The sequence below is a fragment of the Rhodococcus sp. 05-340-2 genome (genome assembly GCF_002258915.1).
In the GTDB taxonomy this organism is placed as follows: Bacteria; Actinomycetota; Actinomycetes; order Mycobacteriales; family Mycobacteriaceae; genus Rhodococcoides.
The window spans coordinates 651,459-672,654 of the sequence record NZ_NOYU01000027.1 but is presented as its reverse complement, the minus strand read 5'-3'; the positions used below and the strand labels follow the sequence as shown (position 1 = coordinate 672,654).

Below are 21,196 nucleotides of genomic sequence, written 5' to 3'. Positions count from 1 at the left end.
GAGAGTAATGAAGGTGAACCTACGTTGCAGACACAACCCCGCCGGCCAGCAGACCGAGCACGACGACGCCCAGCACGATGCGGTACCCGACGAACCAGTACAGCGAGTGGTTCGCAACGAACTTCAGCAGCCAGGCGATCGAGGCGTAGCCGAGGCCGAAGGCGATGATCGTGGCCACCAGCAGCTGCGGGCCCGACGCGGCCAGCCCCGAGCCGACTGGCTCGAAGGCGTCGGGCAGCGAGAACAGACCGGAGGCGGTGACCGCCGGGATGGCGAGCAGGAACGAGAATCGCACAGCTGCTTCGCGTTCGAGTCCGAGAAACAAGCCTGCGCTGGTCGTCGCCCCGGAACGGGAGACTCCGGGGATCAGGGCGAGACACTGCGCCAGACCCATGACGATGCCGTCCCGGGTGGTCAGCTTCTCGATCGGACGTTCTTTGCGGCCGACCTTCTCGGCGATCGCGATGACGATGGCGAAGGCGATGAGCATGAACGCGATGAGGTACAGGTTGCGGGCACCGGTTCGGATCTGATCCTTGAACAACAGGCCGAGAATGCCGATGGGAATGGTGGCGATGATCACGTACCACCCCATCCGGTAGTCGAGACCGCGTTCTTCCTTCTTCGTCAGGCCGACGAACCAGGCCTTGACGATTCTGACGATGTCTCGCCAGAAGAACAGCAGGACTGCAGCTTCGGTGCCGAGCTGGGTCACCGCGGTGAAGGAGGCACCGGCGTCCTCGTTCCAGAACACACTGGAGACGATGCGCAGGTGCCCGGACGAGGAGATCGGCAGGAATTCGGTCAGGCCCTGGACTGCGCCGAGGATGATCGCCTGCAGCCACGTCATGTCGATCATGCGGGGCCACCCTCCGAGATGAGCGTCGATGGACTGTCCACTGTCGATGCGAGGCCGCCGGCCTGCCCCCTGAATTCGCGATTCACGGGCACGACCGTACCCGGCGCGGCACGTACGCACCGAGCGGCGCGGCGCACTACTGTGCACTGGCGGCAGTGCAGTTCGACACCGACGATCACACGTAAAAGGACAATCGGCACATATGAAGCAGAGATCGGTCGGCACCAGCGGACTTCGAGTCTCGAGACTCGGCCTCGGCACCCTCGGATGGGGAAGCGGAACCGACGGTGACGACGCCGCAGCACAGCTGTCGGCGTTCGCCGAGGCAGGCGGCACGCTCGTCGACACGTCTCCGGCATACGGGGACGGACGCGCGCAGCGAGTGCTCGCCGAGTTGCTCGACGACGTGGTCCCGCGGCACGAATTGGTGATCAGCAGCGCAGCGGGCCTCAGTTCGCGCTACGGCCGCTATCACGTGGATTGCTCGAGGCGCGGACTGCTCGGCCAACTCGACGCCACGCTGCGCGAACTGGGAACCGACTACCTCGACCTGTGGCAGGTCGCGACCTGGGACCCGATGACGCCGGTGGACGAGGTCGCCGCAACGCTCGACTACGCCGTGACCAGCGGACGAGTCCGCTATACCGGAGCCCGCGGTTACCTCGGCTGGCAACTGGCGACAGCAGCAGGCGCAGCCGGTACCGGACACATCGTGGCCACGCAGGCGGAGTACTCCCTGCTCGCGCGCGGAATCGAGGACGAGCTGGTTCCCGCCGCGCACCACCACGGCATCGGCATCCTGGCGGCGGTCCCCCTGGCAGGCGGCGTCCTGACGGGCAAATACCGCAACGGCGTACCCGCGGACTCCCGCGGGGCCGACGAGCTGCACGCCGAGGCCGTGCACGCGTACCTGACCGATTCCGCGGTGGGCGTCGTCGACGCGGCCGTCACCGCTGCCGACGGTCTGGCCACGTCTCCCCTGGTGGTCGCACTCGCGTGGGCGCGGGACCGACCAGGAGTGAGCAGCGCGATCGTGGGAGCACGGGACCTCGCGCAATTGATGGGCGCACTGATGGCCGAGGAACTCGAGCTGCCGCCGGCGATCGCGTCGGCGCTGGACGACGTCAGCGCCTGATCCCCCACAAACATCGGACAGGCTAACCTTCCGTTGTGACCGTCAACCGTCTCGCCGCCGTGCTCCTCGTCGCCGGACTCCTGGTCGCCTGTTCGGCGAACACCCCCGGCGCAGGATCCTCGGACTCCGTCGGCCCCCGCACCGCCGTCGTCGACGATCCGAATCCGGAACCCATCACCGACGATCCGGCGGGGGTACTTCCCGTCACCGTGACCGGATTCGACGGCGTGGCCGTCACGGTGACGGACAACAGCCGCATCGTCGCGGCCGACCAGTACGGCACGCTGGCCGAGACCGTCTTCGCGCTCGGACTCGGCGACAACCTCGTCGGACGTGACACGTCTGCTGCATTTCCTGCGGCCGAGAACGTGCCCGACGTCACCCCGACGGGCCATTCTCTGAGTGCCGAGGGGATTCTGGCGCTCTCGCCGACCGTCGTCCTGACCGATACCAGCATCGGTCCCCGCGCTGTGCAGGATCAGATCCGAGCCGCTGGCATTCCGGTCGTGTACTTCGACCCCACGCGCACTCTGGCAGGCGTCGCCACCCAGATCGAGGCCGTGGCAGCCGCCCTGGGTGTGCCCGACGCCGGTGCCGATCTCGCCGAACGAACGAACACCGAGATATCGGCAGCGGCGGACGCCACACCCGAGTCCACCGAACCACCGAAGATCGCGTTCCTGTACATGCGCGGCCCGGCGATCAAGATGCTTGCCGGGCCCGGCTCCGGAGCGGATGCACTGATCGAGGCTCTCGGTGCCAGGGACGCAGGTGTCGAATCGGGTCTGACCGAACAGTTCGTGCCGGTCACCAGCGAAGCCTTGATCGCCGCAGCACCCGACGTCATTCTGATGATGACCAAGGGCCTGGAATCGATCGGCGGAATCGAGGGTCTCGAGCAGATCCCCGGAATCGCTCAGACCCCGGCAGGCCGAGAACGCCGGGTGGTGGACATGGACGACGGCACCATCCTCAGTTTCGGCCCGAACACGGGAAAGGTGTTGGGCGCACTGTCGAAGGCCGTGTACGACCCGGCGTCATGACCGACCGCACACTCGCCGAACCGGGCACGGGCCGGGGACGGGTTCTCGCGACATTCGGAGCCCTCGTTGTGGCACTGGTGTGCCTGGCCCTGATCTCGGCCGTCGTGGGACAGGTGCCGACCACTCCGCTCGAAGTGCTGGGCAGCCTCGCGCATCGGGTGGGACTCGACATCGGCCCGATGCCGGCGCATCCCAGCGGCGAGGTGACGTTGTGGCAGGTCCGATTCCCCCGGCTGACTCTGGCAATCGTCGTCGGCGCGTGTCTGGGGTGCGCGGGCGCGCTGCTTCAAGGAGTGTTCGCCAATCCACTGGCAGAGCCGGGTGTCGTCGGGGTCTCCTCGGGCGCTGCCGTCGGTGCCAGCTCGGTGATCGTGCTCGGTGGCAGCTTCGCCGGAGTCTGGAGTGTGGCGTTCGCAGCATTCGTCGGCGGGCTGATCACCACGATCGCCGTGTATTTCCTCGCTCGCAACGCCGGCCGCACCGAGGTGGTGACTCTCATCCTCACCGGCGTAGCGGTCAATGCATTCGCCGGCGGTGTCATCGCGTTCTTCACGTTCGTCGCCAGTCCCGCCGCCCGCGATCAGATCGTGTTCTGGCAGTTGGGGTCGCTCGCGGGCGCAACCTGGCAGTCGGTGGCCGTGGTCGGCCCGCTCGCTCTATTCGGAATCGGAGCCTCCCTGGCGATCGCCGGCCGACTCGACCTGCTTGCGCTCGGGGAGAACGTGGCACGCCATCTGGGAGTGAACGTCGAACGACTCAGACAGTTCGCCATCGTCGTCGTCGCCTTGCTCGTCGCATCCGGCGTCGCTTTCACGGGGATCATCCTGTTCGTGGGTCTGGTGGTCCCCCACGCCATGCGGATGGTGCTCGGCCCCGCGCATCGACTGCTCATCCCGGCCAGCGCCCTCGCCGGGGCCGTCGTGCTGCTCGCTGCCGATCTCGTCACCCGGACCCTCGTCGCGAACATCGACCTGCCGCTCGGCATGGTCACCTCACTGGCGGGTGCCCCGTTCTTCTTCTGGCTGCTCCGCCGTACCCGTGCTCGCCAGGGCGGCTGGGCGTGACGAAACGAATCGGCGCGGCGCGGCGCGAGATCCCGGCCACCCCCGAACCGGGTTCGAGCACCCTCGTCGCCCGCGGAGTCTGCGCACGGCGCGGGGATGCGACGGTGTTGTCCGACGTCCACCTCGACGTGGTCGCGGGCGAGATCTTGGCGCTGGTTGGCCCCAACGGCGCCGGCAAATCGACGCTGCTCTCCGTTCTGGCGGGAGACACCGACCCCAGCGCCGGATCGGTTCTACTGGGCGACGAACCACTGACCCGCTTCCGCACGGTCGATGTGGCCAGGCGACGCGCTGTGCTGCCTCAGCAACACAGCGTCGGGTTCGCGTTCTCGGCCGGCCAGATCGTCCGAATGGGTCGAGCCCCCTGGGTCGGTACATCGGCGGCGCGCTACGACGACGACCGCGTCGCCGCAGCCATGTCCGCGTGCGATGTAGCGGACTTCTCGCACCGACCGTTCGCGTCGCTCTCCGGTGGCGAGCAGGCCCGGGTTGCGCTGGCGCGCGTCGTGGCCCAGGACACCGCGACGATCATGCTGGACGAGCCCACGGCCGCTCTCGACCTGGGCCATCAGGAGTCGGTGATGGCCGTGGTGCGCTCACTCGCTGCCGCGGGCCGTGCGGTGGTCGTCGTGCTGCACGATCTCGGCCTCGCGGCGGCCTACGCCGACCGCGTCGCGATCCTGGACTCGGGTGAACTGATTGCAACCGGTCCGCCGCGGGAGGTGCTGACCGCCGAGCGGCTGGCCCGGGTCTACCGGCACCCCGTCGACGTGTTCGATCATCCGGACACGGGCGAACAGTTGGTGGTTCCCCACCGTGTCAGAAACCCTCCAGCACGGAATTGACCCGGTTGAAGAAGGCACGTACTGCTGTGGTGTCCTGCTGTGACGTATCGGACAGCTGCTGCGCATGAGCGACCGCGTCACGCACGACACCGACGATGCTGCGCTCGTCCGTCAGATCGACCTCGGTCACCGAGTGCTCGGCCACCGCTTCGACCTCGGACCGGTCCGGCACAGGAGATTGCACATCGGCGCGGTATATCTCCACGTACAGGGTGCTTCGATGCACACGAAACGCGAACGCTCGGCCGTCGTCGGTGCGCCCGAAGCCGTTCGGATGCGTTCCGGCGTTCACTTCCTCGACCACGAAGTGTGTTTCCTCGGTTCCCACGTCCACTCCCATGTCGTGCACTCACCTCGGACGATCACGCTACCGCGTCCTCGGATGCGACCGGACGACAACCGATCCGGCGTGGTCGATTTCGCCGAGATCGCTGCGCGCTGGTACAGATGTGGCAACGCCTCCACAGGCAGCGTCTTCTCGAGGAAGTAGGTTCGGCCTCATGCGAACACCGTCGGCTCGTTCGATTCGAGCGGCAGTCGCGTCTGCGCTCGTCGTCGTCACCGTCCTGTCGATCGGCGGGTGCTCCAGTGACGACGAGAACGCCGAAGACATCTCCGTCGAACCCCGACCGCCGGCCGAGTCCCCCGAGGCGACCGTGACCCCCGCCGGAACCGTCAGCGCGTTCGCGCCCGTGGACGCCCTCACGTTCGACCCCGCCACCCGCACCCTGGTGGCGCTGACCGACGCATCGACAACCGTGACTCTGGTCCGCGACGGAGCCACGGCGCAGACCCAGGTGGTCGATCTGGGCTCCACGGGAGCAGCACTCGTCGCCGGACGGGACTCGACAGTGCTGGTGCCCATGGACGGCGCCGTCGCGAGGGTCGCCGTGGCGGATGGACAGCGCACCGACGTGCCTGTCGACGGTGACGCATTGTCCGCAGCAGACCTGCCCGACGGAACGACAGCCGTCGGCGACGACACCGGAGCGGTCCGCGTTCTCGACACGAACGGTCAGGTCACCACCACGGTCTCCGGCGGCAACGTGACCTCGGCCGATGCTCTGGCCAGTACACCGAACGGGGTCTCGGTTCTCGATCGTCGCCAGACGTCGGTGACCGACCTGAACCTGGACGACGGCACCCTCGGAGTGGCCCTGCGCGCAGGCGAAGGTGCCGCGGAGATGACGAGCGACGAGTTCGGACGCCTGCTGGTCACCGATTCGACCGGGACCGAGTTGCTCGTTTTCACTTCGCACGACCTGCTGATGCGGCAACGGTTTCCGGTCGGGTCGCAGCCGTGGGCGATCGCCTACGATGAGCAGTCCGGTGTCGCATGGGTGACGCTTCCCGCGTCCAACGAGGTGGTCGGGTACACACTCGACACCGGAATTCCGGTCGAGGCCGAGCGGTTGGCCACTGTGCGGCAGCCGAATTCGGTTGCTGTCGACGCCGACACCGGCGACCTGTACGTGGGTTCGGCAACCGGTGACGGACTGCAGCGGATCACTGCTGCCGGTCGTTGACCCATAGGGACTGAGGAGGCATATGGACGCGCATGACAATTCGGCACCTGGGCGCGCGAAGATGCCCGTCGGATGGGAAGTGTCTCCGTCCGACGATTGGGAGTACGTGCCGTTGCGGCTGCCACCGGATGTGACCCGTGTGACAGCTTCCATGCGCCTGGCGATTCAGGCCGAGTTCGGCGGCTGGGAACTGTCGCGGGTTCGGCTGTACACGGACGGCAGCAGGCGTGTGTTGCTCAAACGCAAGAAGACCGCGCATCACATCCCCGAGCCCGGAATCTGAGCATTTCGCAGTACTGTTCGACCGCACGATCGTTGAAACCGCAGTATGTGTTCGACCGAGCCAGATCGACCGGAGAGAAGACCGTGGGAGACCGTCTGTACCGAGTTCTGTTGCGCCTGATGTTCCTCGTCCCACCGGAGAGGATTCATCACCTGGCGTTTCGGGTGCTCCGCGTCGTCGCCGTGGTGCCGCCGCTCCGCTACTTGGCCGAGAAGATGTTCGTGGTCGACGATCCGCGACTGCGCTCGACGGTGTTCGGCGTCGACTTCCCGGCTCCGCTCGGTCTCGCGGCCGGCTTCGACAAGAATGCCGACGGTATCGATGCGTGGGGGCCCATCGGATTCGGTTTCGCCGAGATCGGCACCGTGACAGCGCAGAGCCAGCCGGGCAATCCGACGCCTCGACTGTTCCGATTGCCTCAGGACCGCGCCATCGTCAACCGCATGGGCTTCAACAACCACGGTGCCGAGCACGCCGCCCAGCGTGTCCGTGCCAGGCGCACCGGTATCCCGATCGGTGCCAACATCGGCAAGACCAAGATCGTGGAGCCGGTCGGTGCTGCCGCGGACTACACGGCCAGCGCTCGGCTGCTGGGCCCGTTGGCGGACTTCGTGGTCGTCAATGTCAGCTCCCCCAACACCCCTGGACTACGTGACCTTCAGGCCGTCGAATCGCTGCGGCCGATCCTGGAGGCGGTTCAGTCCGTGGTGACGGTCCCGGTACTGGTCAAGATCGCCCCCGACCTGTCCGACGAGGACATCGACGCCGTGGCCGATCTGGCCGTCGAACTCGGTCTCGACGGGATCGTGGCCACCAACACGACGATCTCCCGCACCGGTCTGCGGACCGACGCCGACGTGGTCGCCGCAGCAGGGGCAGGTGGCCTGTCCGGTGCTCCGCTGGCGGACCGCTCGCTCGAGGTGCTCAGACGTCTGTACCGGCGAGTGGGAACGCGTCTGACGCTGATCTCCGTCGGCGGTATCGAGACCGAGGCGCAGGCGTGGGAGCGCATCACCGCGGGCGCGTCACTGGTGCAGGGCTACACCGGGTTCATCTACGGCGGCCCGCTGTGGATCAAGAGCATTCACCGTGGATTGGCGGCTCGGCTGGAGGAACACGGGTTCGCCACGATCAGCGATGCGGTGGGCTCGGCGAACCAGTCCTGAACCGTCGGGTGTCGAAACGAATCTTCCGACACCCGACGGTCGATCTCAGGCCTCGTAGATGCCGGTGAGGACCGCACGGCCGATGGCGTGCGAGAACAGATTGAAGCCGAGGTAGGCCGGGGTGGCCGTCTCGTCCACTTCGAGCCGTTCCACGTCCACCGCGTGAACCACGATGAAGTAGCGGTGCGGGCCGTGGCCTGCCGGCGGTGCAGCACCGATGTAGCGGAACAGGCCCGCATCGTTCTTGAGCGTCACCGCGGTGCTGGGCACCCCGGTCCCGCCGTCGTCGCCCGCGCCGGACACCAGCGATGTCGTCTCGACGGGGATGTTCGCCACTGCCCAGTGCCAGAAGCCGGATGCCGTCGGCGCGTCGGGATCGTAGACGGTGACAGCGAAGCTCTTTGTGCCCTCGGGGAATCCGGACCAGGACAGCTGCGGGGAGTTGTCGTGCCCACCGGCTCCCATGATTCCACTGACCTGCTGAGCGGCCAATGTCTTGCCGTCCTCGACGTCCTCGGACGTCAACTCGAAGGACGGTAGGTCCGGAAGCGAGTCGTATGGGTTGTACGCCACGATGGTTCCTTTCGTATCAGCTGTGCAGCAAGAAGTGTTCGAGTACCTGTGTACCGAACTCCAACGATTCCACGGGTACTCGTTCGTCGATGCCGTGAAACAACGCCGCGAAATCCAGTTCCGGTGGCAACTTCAGTGGAGCGAAGCCGAAGCAGCGAATACCGATGCGCGCGAACGCTTTTGCATCGGTACCACCGGACAGCATGTAGGGAACAGTTCGACCGTTCGGGTCGTGTGCCAAGACGGCGTCGTTCATCGCATCGACGAGATCGCCGTCGAAGGTGGTCTCGTACGGTTCGAGTTTCGTGATCCACTCGCGTTCGACGTTCGGGCCGATCAACTCGTCGACCTCCTTCTCGAAGGCCGCCTGTCGGCCCGGCAACACTCGGCAGTCCACCACTGCCGTCGCCGTCTGCGGAATCACGTTGGCCTTGTAGCCGGCCGAGAGCATCGTCGGGTTCGCGGTGTCGCGCAGCGTCGCTCCGACGATGCGCGCGATGCTGCCGAGCTTGAGCAGGGTGCCGTCGATGTCCGGTGACGTCGGGTCGAAATCGAGACCCGATTCCTCCGAGACGGCCTGCAGAAACTGCGAGACCGATTCGGTGAGCACCAGAGGGAACGTATGATTGCCCAGTTTGGCCACTGCCTCGGCCAGGTACGTCACGGCGTTGTCGTCGTGCAGGAACGATCCGTGCCCGGCCCGAGCCTTTGCCGTCAGCCGCATCCAGGCCAGGCTCTTCTCCGCCGTCTCGACCATGTAGAGCCGCTTTTCGGTGCCGTCCGGGCGCGCGACGGTCAGGGAGAAGCCGCCGACCTCGCCGACCGCCTCGGTGACGCCCTCGAACAGATCGGGTCGATTGTCGACCAACCAGTGGGATCCGTACTTGCCGCCTGCCTCCTCGTCGGCCAGGAACGCGAACAGAATGTCGCGGGGTGGGACGGTTCCGTTGGACTTGAACTGGCGGGCCAGCGCGAGAGCCATGCCGACCATGTCCTTCATGTCCACTGCTCCCCGGCCCCACACGTACCCGTCCTCGACGGCCCCGGAGAACGGATGCACGCTCCAGTCGGCGGGTTCGGCGGGCACGACGTCCAGGTGTCCGTGGACCAGCAGCGCGCCGCGAGAGGAGTCCGACCCGCGCAGCCACGCGAACACGTTGCCTCGACCGGGGGCCCCGGACTCGACGTACTCCGTCTCGTACCCCACCTCCTCGAGCTTGCTCGCCACCCACTCGGCACATTCCTTCTCGCCGACCGTGGTGTCGAGCTCCCCCGTGTTCGAGGTGTCGAACCGGATGAGGGAACTGACGAGATCCACGACTTCGTCGAGGGCAACGGTGGCGTCGATATCGGTTGTGTTTCCGGGATTGCTCACATCGTTGGGCACACGTCGTTCCTACCACCAGAATCCGCTCCGGGCACCATGAGAAACGGCCTCGAGCATGAACTGACGTGGGGATTTGGGTTATCGGGAACCCGTCGGATAATCTTACGCAGCACACAGCGGCCGGCTGTGAAAGCAAAAAGAGAATATGCGGCAGCGGTCGCACTTGTCCGAGTGGCGGAATGGCAGACGCGCTAGCTTGAGGTGCTAGTGTCCTATTAACGGACGTGGGGGTTCAAGTCCCCCCTCGGACACCGTCTGAAAGATGTAGCCAGACAGAGATTTTCACAGATCTGAGTTGAGACAGACGAAACGGACCCTGATTCTTCGGAATCGGGGTCTTTTTCGTTCTGCACTCGCTTCTTTCGGCTCGAAGGGGCCGATGCTAGGAGACCGACGATGAACGCGATCGACCCAACCGATCTCGAGACGTGCCTGCGCGTGCTGAAGCAGGCCGCAGAGCTGGACAAGAACCATCCCGATTCGATCGCTGTCCAGCGCGCCTCCGGTGCGATGTTCAAGGACCTCAAGCGTGCTCGACGCGTCGCGGCGCGCAACGCCGTCAACGCGGCCGACCGTGCCGTCGTCGCCGCCACCGCAACAGGATCCCCTGACCGGATCGACGACGAGACCGCAGGCCTCTCCCTCACCTCCCGCGCCGAGGGAGACATCGCGGGCACGCTGATCAAGGCCCGTCCGTGCTACATCTGCAAGCAGCGCTACACCCACGTCGACTCGTTCTATCACCAGCTGTGCCCGGAGTGCGCGACGCTCAATCGCGGCAAGCGCAACGCTCGAACCGACCTGTCCGGACGGCGGGCGTTGCTGACCGGCGGTCGAGCGAAGATCGGCATGTACATCGCACTTCGACTGCTCCGCGACGGTGCTCACACCACGATCACCACTCGCTTCCCCAACGATGCCGTACGTCGCTTCGCCGCGATGGATGACAGCGATCAGTGGCTGCACCGTCTGCGCGTCGTCGGTATCGATCTTCGCGATCCGGCTCAGGTTGTGGCACTTGCCGATTCCGTCGCGGCCGAGGGACCTCTGGACATCCTGATCAACAACGCCGCACAGACCGTCAAGCGCTCCCCCGGCTCCTACAGCGCACTGGCCGATGCGGAAGCCGAACCGTTGCCCGCGGCCTTGACCGAGGGCGCAGGGCCGGAGCGCATCACGTTCGGCAAGACCAGCGATGCGCACCCCGCGTCGCTGGCGAGTTCGTTGCCCGCCACCGCGATCGGCGGCACATCGACTGCTGCCCTGAGCGCGGACGACGTGGCCTCGCTCGCCATGGTCGCCGGCTCGGTCACGGCCGAGAGGATCGAGAGCGGGCTCGCCATCGACGCCGGGGGTCTGGTACCCGATCTGGCCGAGACCAACAGCTGGATCCACACCGTCGAGCAGGTCGACCCGGTGGAACTGCTCGAGGTCCAGCTCTGCAATTCCGTCGCACCCTTCATCCTGGTCTCACGGCTACGTACCGCGATGGAGGCCTCGGAGGCACGACGCAAGTACGTCGTGAACGTCTCGGCCATGGAGGGCCAATTCGGCCGCGCCTACAAGGGGCCGGGGCATCCCCACACCAACATGGCCAAGGCCGCGCTGAACATGCTGACGCGCACCAGCGCGAAGGAGATGCTCGAGAGCGGAATCCTGATGACCGCCGTCGACACCGGCTGGATCACCGACGAACGACCGCACCCCACCAAGATGCGGCTCGCCGACGAAGGTTTCCACGCTCCACTCGACCTGGTGGACGGAGCCGCCCGGGTGTACGACCCGATCGTGCAGGGAGAGCTCGGAAACGATCTGTACGGCTCGTTCCTCAAGGACTACCAGCCGTCACCCTGGTGATTTTCGCGTGCGTCCCCCTCGGTGAACGCGGACTGCGATACTCGTAACTCGAAGTCGTTGCGCGTGAGCGAACGGCCCTTCTTCACGCACCGATAGGCGGTCACCATGGGCGAGGACGTCGAGCGCCGTAAGTTCACCAGGCAGGACCGGCACGAGTTCCGCCAGAAGGTCCAGGACTGTCTCGATGCCCTGGCGGTCATGTTGGCCGACGAGACCTTCCACGTCGGTGAACCCCAGATCGGCATGGAAATCGAGCTCAATCTCGTCGACGACGACATGGAGCCGTCCATGGCCAACGCGACGGTGCTCGACGCCATCGCCGACCCCGACTATCAAACCGAGCTCGGCCAGTTCAACATCGAGATCAACGTCGACCCTCGGCCACTGCGCGGTGCCTCGATCGCCGAGTTGGAGACGGACCTGCGCAGATCGCTGAATGCAGCGGACGAACGCGCCCGCACCTCGGGTAGTCGTCTCGCCATGATCGGCATGCTCCCGACTCTGGACGAGGAGCACTTCGAGCACCGGTGGCTCTCGGCGAATCCGCGCTACGACCTCCTCAACCAACAGATCTTCGCCGCTCGCGGCGAGGACATCGAACTGAAGATCGGCGGAGTTCGGCTGCCCGGTGCCGCTGCGGCCGAGGACCTCGACATCGTGACCGACACGATCCTGCCCGAGGCGGCCTGCACGTCGGTTCAGCTGCACCTCCAGGTGGCTCCGGACGAGTTCGCGTCGTATTGGAATGCAGCGCAAGCTCTTTCGGGCGTACAGGTGGCACTCGCCGCAAACTCACCGTTCTTCGCCGGTCGCGCGCTGTGGCACGAGACCCGTATTCCGTTGTTCGAACAGGCCACCGACACCAGGCCGCAGGAGCTCAAGAATCAGGGAGTCCGACCACGGGTGTGGTTCGGCGAACGGTGGATCACCTCGATCTTCGATCTGTTCGAGGAGAATTCGCGCTACTTCCCTGCGTTGCTTCCCGTCTGCAGCGAGGAGGACCCCAAGGCTGCGCTGGCCGAGGGCAAGACACCGTCGCTGTCCGAACTGCGCATGCACAACGGAACCGTCTACCGGTGGAACCGGCCGATCTACGACCGGTCCGGCGACGGCCACCACATCAGGCTCGAGAATCGTGTACTCCCGGCCGGACCGTCGGTGGTGGACACTCTCGCCGACGCGGCGTTCTACTACGGAACCGTCCGCGCACTGGCCGATGCAGACCGCCCGCTGTGGTCCCAGATGTCGTTCGACGCCGCCGAGGAGAACGTGCACTCTGCGGCCCGCGGCGGGTTCGATTCGATGCTCTACTGGCCCGAGGTGGGCTGGGTGAGTCCGCAGGAACTGGTGTTGCGTCGGCTGCTGCCACTGGCCGACGCCGGGCTGGCCGCCTACGGCGTGGACGCGACGGTCCGCGACCGCTATCTCGGGGTGATCGAAGCGCGGTGCCTGGCCAAGCAGTCCGGCTCGGTGTGGCAGCGCAACGCCGTCGTCGCCCGAGAACGCGCCGGTGAGAAGCGCGATAGAGCGCTTGCGGGAATGCTCGGTGATTACGTCACCCTCATGAATGCCGGAGAACCCGTGCACACCTGGACGAACTGACGGCGCGTCGACTCGCTGGGGTGACCCGCGTTAGTGTCGCTGGTATGAACTCGCCTGCATCCGACTCCCCCGATCGCACTCACGACATCGTCGTCTACGGCGTCACCGGCTTCGTCGGGAAATTGACGGCGAAATACCTCGCCGAGCACGCGCCGGCAGACACCCGGATCGCCCTTGCCGGGCGCTCGACGGCGCGGGTGGAGGCCGCCAGGAAGGAACTGGGCTCCAGGGCTCAGCAGTGGTCCGTTCTCGAGGCCGACGCCACCGACGTCGCATCGCTCGAGGCCATGGCCCGATCGACCCGAGTCGTCATCACCACGGTCGGTCCGTACGCCAAGTACGGCTTGGAACTGGCAACGGCATGTGCAGAGGCCGGGACGGATTACGTCGACCTCACGGGCGAAGTCCTGTTCGCCCGCGAGAGTATCGATACCAACCACGAGATCGCTCAGCGCACCGGAGCCCGCATCGTCCACTCGTGCGGCTTCGATTCCATCCCGTCCGACATCGGCGTACACGCCCTGTACGAGGCCGTGACCGCGGACAACGCCGGTGAGCTGACCGACACGACCCTGGTGGTCACGTCGATGTCCGGTGGGGTCAGCGGCGGCACCATCGACTCGCTGCGTGGGCAGATCGAGGCGATGAAGAAGGACAAGCGGGCCCGACGCATCGCCGCGCGGCCGTACTCGCTCAGTCCCGATCGCGGCCTCGAGCCGCAACTCGGTCGCCAGCTCGACACCGTGCTGATCGACGGCAAGAAGATCGACCCGAGCCTGCGTGGCTGGAAAGCCCCCTTCGTGATGGCCTCGTACAACACGCGAGTCGTCCGGCGGACCAACGCACTTCGCGACTGGGCCTACGGAAAGCAGTTCCGCTACAGCGAGGTGATGAGTGTCGGCTCGTCGTTCGCCAGCCCCGTCCTCGCCGGGGCTCTGTCCGCGGGGCTCTTCGTCGGCGTGTCCGCCATGACTGTGCTTCCGGCCAAGGTGCTCGATCGCATTCTGCCCAAGCCGGGCACCGGCCCCAGTGAAAAAGCCCGCGAGAAGGGACATTTCACGGTCGACCTGTACACCCTCACCACGTCGGGGGCTCGCTACCGGGCCCGGGTCAAGGCGTCGGGAGACCCCGGCTACAAGGCCACCGCGATCATGCTGGCCGAGTCGGCACTCGCACTCGTATACGGCGGCGACGCCCTGCCGAAGGCCAGCGGAGTGCTCACTCCCGCCACTGCGATCGGCGACGTCCTCGTGGACCGTCTCAATGCGGCCGGAATGGAGATCTGGGCCAAGCGGAACTGATCGACGGCCGCTACGACCGCGCGGAGGCCGAGGAGACCTCGGAATAGAGCTCCTTGGCTTCCTCGGTCGAGTCGACCTGTGGCGGTGAGCCGTCCAGAGGCTGGGTGGCAGACTCACGCAGAAATCCGACGGCGACGAGGCCGACGAGACCGCTCACGACGAGGTAGTACGCAGGGATCATCGGGCTACCCGTTGCGCTGACCAACGCGGAGGTGACCAGTGGCGTCGTACCTCCGAAGATCGACACCGACAGGTTGAAGCCGATCGACAGCGCCGCGTAGCGAATCCGGGTCGGAAACAGGGCCGGTAGCGTCGATGCGCTCGGCGCCGCGAAACAGGCCAGAACGAGGCCAAGCAGCAAGCATGCGATCAACGGCCCCAGCCACCCGCTGCTACGCAGCAACAAGAAGCAGGGTACGGCGAGAACGATCTGCCCGACGGCACCGAAGACGAACACCGGTTTGCGTCCGATTCGGTCGGTGAGCCTGCCGACACCCACGATGACGCTCACCACGACGACCATCGCCGACAGGACGAGCAAGTCCGCACTGAGCTGACTGCGGCCGACGACCTCGGTGAAGTACGTGGGTAGGTACGACGTCACCATGTAATTGGTCACGTTGTACAGCAACACGATTCCCATGCAGATCAACAGCGCCCGCCAATGATCGGTGAAGATCTTTCCGATCGACCTCCGACCGCTCTCCTGCGCCTTGACCTTGTTGTCGTGTTCGTCGAGTTGTTTGCGGAACGCGGGCGTGTCTTCCAGCTTGAGTCGCAGGTACAGCCCGATCAGACCCATCGGGCCTGCGACGAAGAACGGTATGCGCCAACCCCATTCGACCATCGTGGCGTCGCCCAACACCGCGTTGAGGATCGTCACCAGGCCCGAGCCCATGGCGTAACCGACGAAGGTGCCGAAATCGAGCCAGCTACCGAGGAAGCCGCGCCGCTTGTCCGGTGAGTATTCGGCGATGAACGTGGTGGCACCGCCGTACTCGCCGCCGGTCGAGAATCCTTGGACCAATCGTGCGACTAGAAGAAGAATCGGTGCCCAGATACCGATGGTCGCGTAACTGGGGATGAGGCCGACGGCAAGCGTGCCGATCGCCATCATGATCATGGTGGCGGCCAACACCTTCTGCCGCCCGATTCGGTCCCCGAGCGGTCCGAAGAACAGACCTCCGAGCGGACGAACGACGAACGCTGCCGCGAACGTGGCGAACGTCGAGATGAGCTGCACTGCCGGTGTCGCGTCGGGGTAGAACACCTTGCCCAACGTCGCGGCCAGGTAGCCGTAGACGCCGAAGTCGAACCACTCCATCGTGTTGCCGAGAGCAGCTGCCGAGACGGCGCGCTTGAGCATCGGCTGATCGACGACAGTGATGCTCTCCTCCGAGAGCGCAGGCTTGGTGCGCATCCGTTTCGAGAACGCGTCGCGGCGAAGATGCTGGACGTGGCGGCGTCCCCACGTGGCCTGTTCTCGGCTGGGTTCGAGACTGGGCGCTGATGTCATTCGTTCAACGTTAGCCAGACAAACGATTCGTTTTCAAACGACCGCGGTGCAGATCGATGCACACACCTCGACGAATGCCCAGGTGAACGGGTGCAACGACGAATGTGCCACAGCACCTTGGCAATCGAGGCATTACGGTCAATGCGGACAGCTGCCTCCGCGGCGGATTGTCACCGGACGGGCGGGTACTGGCACGATGGACCCGTGCCGAACCACAACTACGGACTCACGCTGAACTGGACGGGCAACCGCGGCGCCGGTACCACCGGTGCCGCAGCCTACGACCGCGATCACATCGTCTCGGCACCAGGGAAACCCGACCTGCACGCGAGCTCCGATCCGAGCTTTCGCGGCAATCCCGAACGCTGGAATCCCGAGGAGATGCTCGTCGCCTCGCTGTCCAGTTGCCACATGCTGTGGTACCTCGGGCTCGCCGCTGCATCGGGAGTGGTCGTCACCGACTACACCGACTCCCCCACCGGAGTGATGACCGAGCAATCCGACGGTTCGGGTCAGTTCGTCGAGGTCACCCTGGCTCCGGTCGTGACCGTCGTGGACCCGTCGATGGTGCCGCGCGCCGAGAAACTGCACGCGTCCGCGTCGTCGAAGTGCTTCATCGCGCGATCGGTCAATTTCCCGGTGCGGCACACCCCGACGACGGAGGTGGCGTCGTGACCGTCCCCTTGATAGTCGACGTGGACACCGGAATCGACGATTCTCTCGCCTTGCTGTACCTGCTGGCCAGCGAGGATGCCGAGATCCTCGGCATCGCATCCACTGCGGGCAATGTGCCGGTGAACCAGGTTGCCGCGAACAATCTCGCCTGGCTCGACCTGTGCCGCGCGGGCGATGTCGAGGTCTCGCTCGGCGCACAGGTACCCCTCGTCGCACCGCTGATGACCACCGAGGACACCCACGGCCCGCAAGGTATCGGGTACGCGGAGCTTCCGACGTCGGCGCGGCCGCTGTCCGACCGGGACGCCACCACGATGTGGGTGGAGCTGGTTCGTTCGCGACCGGGCGAGATCACCGGGCTGGTCACCGGTCCGCTGACCAATCTCGCTCTCGCGATCCGTCGGGATCCCGAGCTACCTCGACTGCTGAAGCGACTGGTGTTGATGGGCGGCGCATTTCAGCACAAGGGCAACACGACACCGACCAGCGAATGGAACATTGCCGTCGACCCCGAGGCCGCCGCAGAAGTGTTCGCGGCCTTCTCCGGACTACCGCCGGAACGGCATCCCGTCGTCTGCGCGCTCGACATCACCGAGACCATCGAAATGACTCCCGAACACGTCGGTCGACTGGCCGCGCGGGCGGAAAGCCTTCCGGTGGAGTCGATCTCCACCGACGACGCACCGGGTGTTCGATCGATCGCGTCGAACCCGATCGTGCGGCACTTCTCCGACGCGGTGCGGTTCTACATGGAGTTCCATCGCGATCACGATCAGGGTTTCCTGGCGCACATGCACGATCCCTTCGCGGCGGCGGTGGCACTGCAACCGAACATCGCCGAGTATCGACATGCGACCGTCGACGTCGAACTCGTCGGAACCCTCACGCGGGGAACGACCGTCGCGGACTGGCGCGGCATGTGGGGCAAGGCCCCCAATGCGGCGATCGCCGTGCACACCGATCCCGAGGCATTCTTCGACCGACTGATCGAACGGGTCGGAGCGCTCGCCGCCCGGCTCTATCCCGCGGTCCCGGTCGCCGAGGCAGGTTCAGGAATCGAAGGCGTCGAGTAGCTCCTGGGCGGCCAGCGCGGCAGTCAGAGAACCGTCGCGTACCCGGGCTTCGACGTCGCCGCGGATGGCCTTGACGGAGGGATTCTGCGCCAGCCTTCGCAACAGTTGATCGTTGACCATCGTCCACGTCCAATCGACCTGCTGCTTGCGACGCTTCTCTGCGAATTCGCCTGCGTCACTGAGCACTTGCTGATGGCGCAGCACTGTGTCCCAGTACTCGTCGAGTCCGGTGCCCTCGATGGCACTCATCGTCAGCACCGGGGGCTTCCAGATCGCGTCGTGCGGATAGATCAGCCGCAGCGCGCCCGCCAATTCCCGCGCCGCGTTCTTCGCGTCGGTCGCATGCTTGCCGTCGGCCTTGTTGACGGCCACCAGATCGGCGAGTTCGAGAACGCCCTTCTTGATGCCCTGCAACTGATCTCCGGTGCGCGCAAGCGTCAGGAACGTGAAGCAATCGACCATGTTCGCGACCGTCACCTCGGACTGCCCGACGCCCACCGTCTCCACCAGAATGACGTCGAAGCCTGCCGCTTCGAGGAGCACGATCGTCTCCCTCGTCGCACGTGCGACCCCGCCCAGGGTTCCCGACGTCGGAGACGGCCGAATGTATGCGTTCTCCTGCACCGCGAGGCGCGACATCCGGGTCTTGTCACCCAGGATGGAACCACCGGTCCGCGTCGACGACGGATCGACGGCCAGCACGGCGACCCGGTGCCCCTTCTCGATCAACCGCATTCCGAGCGCGTCGATGAAGGTCGATTTGCCGACCCCCGGCACGCCGGTGATTCCCACGCGATGGGAACCACCCGCATCGGGCAGAACCCGAAGAAGCAACTGCTGAGCCAGGTCTCGATGATCCGATCGGGTGGACTCGACCAGGGTGATGGCACGCGCCAGCCCGGATCTCTCGTTCGCTCGGACCGCGTCGGCCACCGCATCGATGTCGATGGTTCGGCCTCTCGGCGACGCTGCTCCGGTCGGGGAACTCGTGTTGTCGTTCGGAGAACCCATACTCAGGCGTTGGCCTCGCGTGGTGCGTGCCCGAGCGCAACGGACAGCTTCTCCACCAGGCCGATCGCTGCGTCGGCGATGACGGTGCCCGGAGGGAAGATCGCCGCGGCACCCGCCGCGTAGAGCTCGTCGAAATCGCCGGGCGGAATGACGCCACCGACGACGATCATGATGTCCTCGCGGCCGACGTCGGCCAAGGCCTGTCGTAGGGCGGGCACCAGCGTCAGATGGCCTGCTGCCAGCGACGACACTCCGACGACGTGAACGTCGTTGTCGGCGGCCTGGCGGGCCACCTCCTCGGGGGTCTGGAACAGCGGGCCGACGTCCACGTCGAAGCCGATGTCCGCGAACGCCGTGGCGATGACCTTCTGACCACGGTCGTGCCCGTCCTGACCCATCTTGCACACCAGGACGCGAGGCCGACGGCCCTCGTCCTCGGCGAACTGCTCGACCAGCGCGGTGGCGCGGGTGATGTTCTCGGATTTGCCTGCCTCGTCGCGGTACACACCACTGATTGTCCGGATTTCGGCCTGATGGCGCCCGTAGACCTTCTCGAGCGCGTCGGAGATCTCGCCGACGGTGGCCATCTTGCGTGCCGCGTCGATGGCGAGTGCGAGCAGATTGTTCTCCATCCCCGGCTGATCCGACGCCGCAGCTCTGGTCAGATTCGCCAGGGCGGCCTCGACCTCTGCGGTGTCCCGCTCGGCCCGCAGCCGCTCGAGCTTCTCGATCTGCTCACGCCGAACCTTGGAGTTCTCGACCTTGAGCACCTCGATGGTGTCGGGCTCGTCGGGCACGTACTTGTTGACGCCCACCAGGGGCTGACGGCCGGAGTCGATGCGCGCCTGGGTGCGGGCCGCGGCCTCCTCGATGCGCAGCTTGGGGATGCCCTCGCCGATGGCCTGAGCCATTCCGCCCGCTTCCTCGACCTCGGCGATGTGTGCCCGGGCCCGATTCGCGAGCTGATGGGTGAGCCACTCGACGTAGTGCGAGCCGCCCCACGGATCGATCGGGCGAACGGTGTTGGACTCCTGAGCGATGAGCAGCTGGGTGTTGCGGGCGATCCGCGCCGAGAAGTCCGTCGGTAGGGCGAGTGCCTCGTCGAGGGCGTTGGTGTGCAGCGACTGGGTGTGACCCTGGGTTGCCGCCATCGCCTCCACACAGGTGCGGGCGACGTTGTTGAACACGTCCTGTGCCGTCAACGACCAACCCGACGTCTGCGAATGAGTGCGCAGCGAACGGGATTTGGCGCTCTTGGGCTCGAACTGCTGGACGAGCTCGGCCCACAGCAGACGCCCGGCCCGCAGCTTGGCGACCTCCATGAAGAAGTTCATTCCGATGGCCCAGAAGAACGACAGTCGCGGCGCGAAGGTATCGATGTCCATGCCCGCATCCAGACCGGCCCGGATGTACTCGACACCGTCCGCGAGGGTGTAGGCGAGTTCGAGATCGGCTGTGGCACCGGCCTCTTGGATGTGGTAGCCGGAGATGGAGATCGAGTTGTACTTGGGCATCTTCTCGCTGGTGTACGCGAAGATGTCCGAGATGATGCGCATCGACGGCTTCGGCGGATAGATGTAGGTGTTGCGCACCATGAACTCTTTGAGAATGTCGTTCTGAATGGTGCCGGCGAGCTTCTCCGGCCCGACGCCCTGCTCCTCGGCGGCCGCGACGTACAGCGCCAGGATCGGCAGCACCGCACCGTTCATCGTCATCGAGACCGAGACGCTACCGAGGTCGATGCCGTCGAACAGTTGCCGCATGTCGTAGATGGAATCGATGGCGACTCCGGCCATTCCGACGTCGCCCTGCACCCGCGGGTGATCGGAGTCGTAGCCGCGGTGGGTGGCCAGGTCGAACGCAACCGACAGACCCTTCTGGCCGGCCGCCAGGTTACGGCGATAGAACGCGTTGGACTCGGCCGCGGTGGAGAAGCCGGCGTACTGGCGGATCGTCCACGGCTGGTTGACGTACATCGTCGGGTACGGCCCGCGGAGAAACGGCGGGGCACCCGGGTAGCTGTGCAACGGGTAGCCCTCGGCCTCGGCGGCTGCGCGGTCGGCCTCGGTGAACACCGGCTTGACGTCGATACCCTCGGGGGTGGACCACACCACCTGCTCGGGTGTGTAGAAGTTGGCCTTCGCGCCCTGCTGCACATGGGCGGTGACGTCCTCGGTCGACGGCGGCGGCGGAGTCGGCTCGTCGGGATCGACCAGTGGCACCTCGGCGAAACTTCCGATGGTGTGCGAGATTCGGCGCTCGTCGTTGTTCATGTCAGGC

The 21,196-nt window shown here is 65.8% G+C and carries 19 protein-coding genes and 1 tRNA gene; 13 read left to right on the top strand and 7 right to left on the bottom strand.

Going from position 1 to position 21,196, the window contains the following annotated elements:
• Positions 1-19 precede the first annotated feature (19 nt).
• Positions 20-850 carry an undecaprenyl-diphosphate phosphatase gene (locus tag CH271_RS18190; RefSeq protein WP_371828432.1) on the bottom strand — a complete coding sequence of 277 codons (831 nt, stop codon included), beginning with the start codon at positions 848-850 and terminating at the stop codon, positions 20-22.
• A 211-nt stretch (positions 851-1,061) separates the two neighbouring features.
• Here CH271_RS18190 and CH271_RS18185 point away from each other — a divergent pair, with 211 nt between their 5' ends.
• The 4 genes from CH271_RS18185 to CH271_RS18170 all read left to right on the top strand — a co-directional run bounded on the left by CH271_RS18185 (position 1,062) and on the right by CH271_RS18170 (position 4,946).
• Positions 1,062-1,994 (top strand): aldo/keto reductase, encoded by a 933-nt coding sequence (locus CH271_RS18185; protein ID WP_037189329.1) that lies wholly within the window; start codon positions 1,062-1,064, stop codon positions 1,992-1,994.
• 80 nt (positions 1,995-2,074) lie between these two features.
• Positions 2,075-3,037: a heme/hemin ABC transporter substrate-binding protein gene (locus tag CH271_RS18180; protein ID WP_373453581.1), complete on the top strand. Its 963-nt coding sequence runs from the start codon at positions 2,075-2,077 to the stop codon at positions 3,035-3,037.
• On the top strand, positions 3,034-4,101 hold the full coding sequence (locus CH271_RS18175; protein ID WP_094634390.1) for a FecCD family ABC transporter permease: 1,068 nt from the start codon (positions 3,034-3,036) through the stop codon (positions 4,099-4,101). The genes CH271_RS18180 and CH271_RS18175 overlap by 4 nt, the downstream gene beginning before the upstream one ends.
• Positions 4,092-4,946 (top strand): heme ABC transporter ATP-binding protein, encoded by an 855-nt coding sequence (locus CH271_RS18170; protein ID WP_094634598.1) that lies wholly within the window; start codon positions 4,092-4,094, stop codon positions 4,944-4,946. The genes CH271_RS18175 and CH271_RS18170 overlap by 10 nt, the downstream gene beginning before the upstream one ends.
• On the opposite strand, the gene CH271_RS18165 is transcribed toward CH271_RS18170, so the two are convergent.
• The gene (locus CH271_RS18165) at positions 4,921-5,286 is read right to left on the bottom strand and encodes a hypothetical protein (RefSeq protein WP_094634389.1); all 366 of its coding nucleotides are present in this window, start codon (positions 5,284-5,286) and stop codon (positions 4,921-4,923) included. The two genes, CH271_RS18170 and CH271_RS18165, sit on opposite strands and share 26 nt — an antisense overlap.
• A gap of 160 nt (positions 5,287-5,446) precedes the next feature.
• Between CH271_RS18165 and CH271_RS18160 the strand changes: the two genes are divergently transcribed.
• The 3 genes from CH271_RS18160 to CH271_RS18150 all read left to right on the top strand — a co-directional run bounded on the left by CH271_RS18160 (position 5,447) and on the right by CH271_RS18150 (position 7,921).
• A complete protein-coding gene (locus CH271_RS18160) occupies positions 5,447-6,472 on the top strand; it encodes a YncE family protein (protein WP_179274666.1) in 1,026 nt (341 codons plus the stop codon).
• A gap of 22 nt (positions 6,473-6,494) precedes the next feature.
• Positions 6,495-6,755: a DUF5703 family protein gene (locus CH271_RS18155; protein ID WP_052047489.1), complete on the top strand. Its 261-nt coding sequence runs from the start codon at positions 6,495-6,497 to the stop codon at positions 6,753-6,755.
• Between the two features lie 95 nt (positions 6,756-6,850).
• Complete coding sequence (locus CH271_RS18150) at positions 6,851-7,921, top strand: quinone-dependent dihydroorotate dehydrogenase (protein WP_094634596.1); 1,071 nt, start codon at positions 6,851-6,853, stop codon at positions 7,919-7,921.
• A gap of 45 nt (positions 7,922-7,966) precedes the next feature.
• On the opposite strand, the gene CH271_RS18145 is transcribed toward CH271_RS18150, so the two are convergent.
• Both CH271_RS18145 and CH271_RS18140 read right to left on the bottom strand, forming a co-directional pair.
• Positions 7,967-8,494, bottom strand: a complete 528-nt coding sequence (locus CH271_RS18145; protein ID WP_032398050.1) for a YbhB/YbcL family Raf kinase inhibitor-like protein — start codon at positions 8,492-8,494, stop codon at positions 7,967-7,969.
• Between the two features lie 16 nt (positions 8,495-8,510).
• Positions 8,511-9,842 carry a M20/M25/M40 family metallo-hydrolase gene (locus CH271_RS18140; protein WP_094634595.1) on the bottom strand — a complete coding sequence of 444 codons (1,332 nt, stop codon included), beginning with the start codon at positions 9,840-9,842 and terminating at the stop codon, positions 8,511-8,513.
• A gap of 204 nt (positions 9,843-10,046) precedes the next feature.
• Here CH271_RS18140 and CH271_RS18135 point away from each other — a divergent pair.
• The 4 genes from CH271_RS18135 (at position 10,047) to CH271_RS18120 (ending at position 14,641) form a co-directional block, all read left to right on the top strand.
• Positions 10,047-10,132 (top strand) — tRNA-Leu (locus CH271_RS18135).
• Between the two features lie 145 nt (positions 10,133-10,277).
• Positions 10,278-11,738 (top strand): SDR family NAD(P)-dependent oxidoreductase, encoded by a 1,461-nt coding sequence (locus CH271_RS18130; RefSeq protein WP_037189335.1) that lies wholly within the window; start codon positions 10,278-10,280, stop codon positions 11,736-11,738.
• A gap of 105 nt (positions 11,739-11,843) precedes the next feature.
• Positions 11,844-13,340: a glutamate-cysteine ligase family protein gene (locus CH271_RS18125; RefSeq protein ID WP_094634388.1), complete on the top strand. Its 1,497-nt coding sequence runs from the start codon at positions 11,844-11,846 to the stop codon at positions 13,338-13,340.
• A gap of 44 nt (positions 13,341-13,384) precedes the next feature.
• Positions 13,385-14,641, top strand: coding sequence for a saccharopine dehydrogenase family protein (locus CH271_RS18120; protein ID WP_037189337.1), 1,257 nt, complete (start codon positions 13,385-13,387; stop codon positions 14,639-14,641).
• 10 nt (positions 14,642-14,651) lie between these two features.
• Here CH271_RS18120 and proP read toward each other — a convergent pair whose 3' ends face one another.
• A complete protein-coding gene (proP, locus tag CH271_RS18115) occupies positions 14,652-16,157 on the bottom strand; it encodes a glycine betaine/L-proline transporter ProP (protein ID WP_052047490.1) in 1,506 nt (501 codons plus the stop codon).
• 204 nt (positions 16,158-16,361) lie between these two features.
• Between proP and CH271_RS18110 the strand changes: the two genes are divergently transcribed.
• Positions 16,362-16,832, top strand: a complete 471-nt coding sequence (locus CH271_RS18110; RefSeq protein WP_037189339.1) for an OsmC family protein — start codon at positions 16,362-16,364, stop codon at positions 16,830-16,832.
• Positions 16,829-17,905: a nucleoside hydrolase gene (locus tag CH271_RS18105; protein WP_094634594.1), complete on the top strand. Its 1,077-nt coding sequence runs from the start codon at positions 16,829-16,831 to the stop codon at positions 17,903-17,905. The genes CH271_RS18110 and CH271_RS18105 overlap by 4 nt, the downstream gene beginning before the upstream one ends.
• Here the strand turns inward: CH271_RS18105 and meaB are convergent.
• Together meaB and scpA are read right to left on the bottom strand one after the other, a co-directional pair.
• Positions 17,882-18,916 carry a methylmalonyl Co-A mutase-associated GTPase MeaB gene (gene meaB, locus CH271_RS18100; protein ID WP_037189340.1) on the bottom strand — a complete coding sequence of 345 codons (1,035 nt, stop codon included), beginning with the start codon at positions 18,914-18,916 and terminating at the stop codon, positions 17,882-17,884. The genes CH271_RS18105 and meaB overlap by 24 nt on opposite strands.
• 2 nt (positions 18,917-18,918) lie before the next feature.
• Positions 18,919-21,189 carry a methylmalonyl-CoA mutase gene (gene scpA / locus CH271_RS18095; RefSeq protein ID WP_037190034.1) on the bottom strand — a complete coding sequence of 757 codons (2,271 nt, stop codon included), beginning with the start codon at positions 21,187-21,189 and terminating at the stop codon, positions 18,919-18,921.
• Positions 21,190-21,196: the final 7 nt, after the last annotated feature.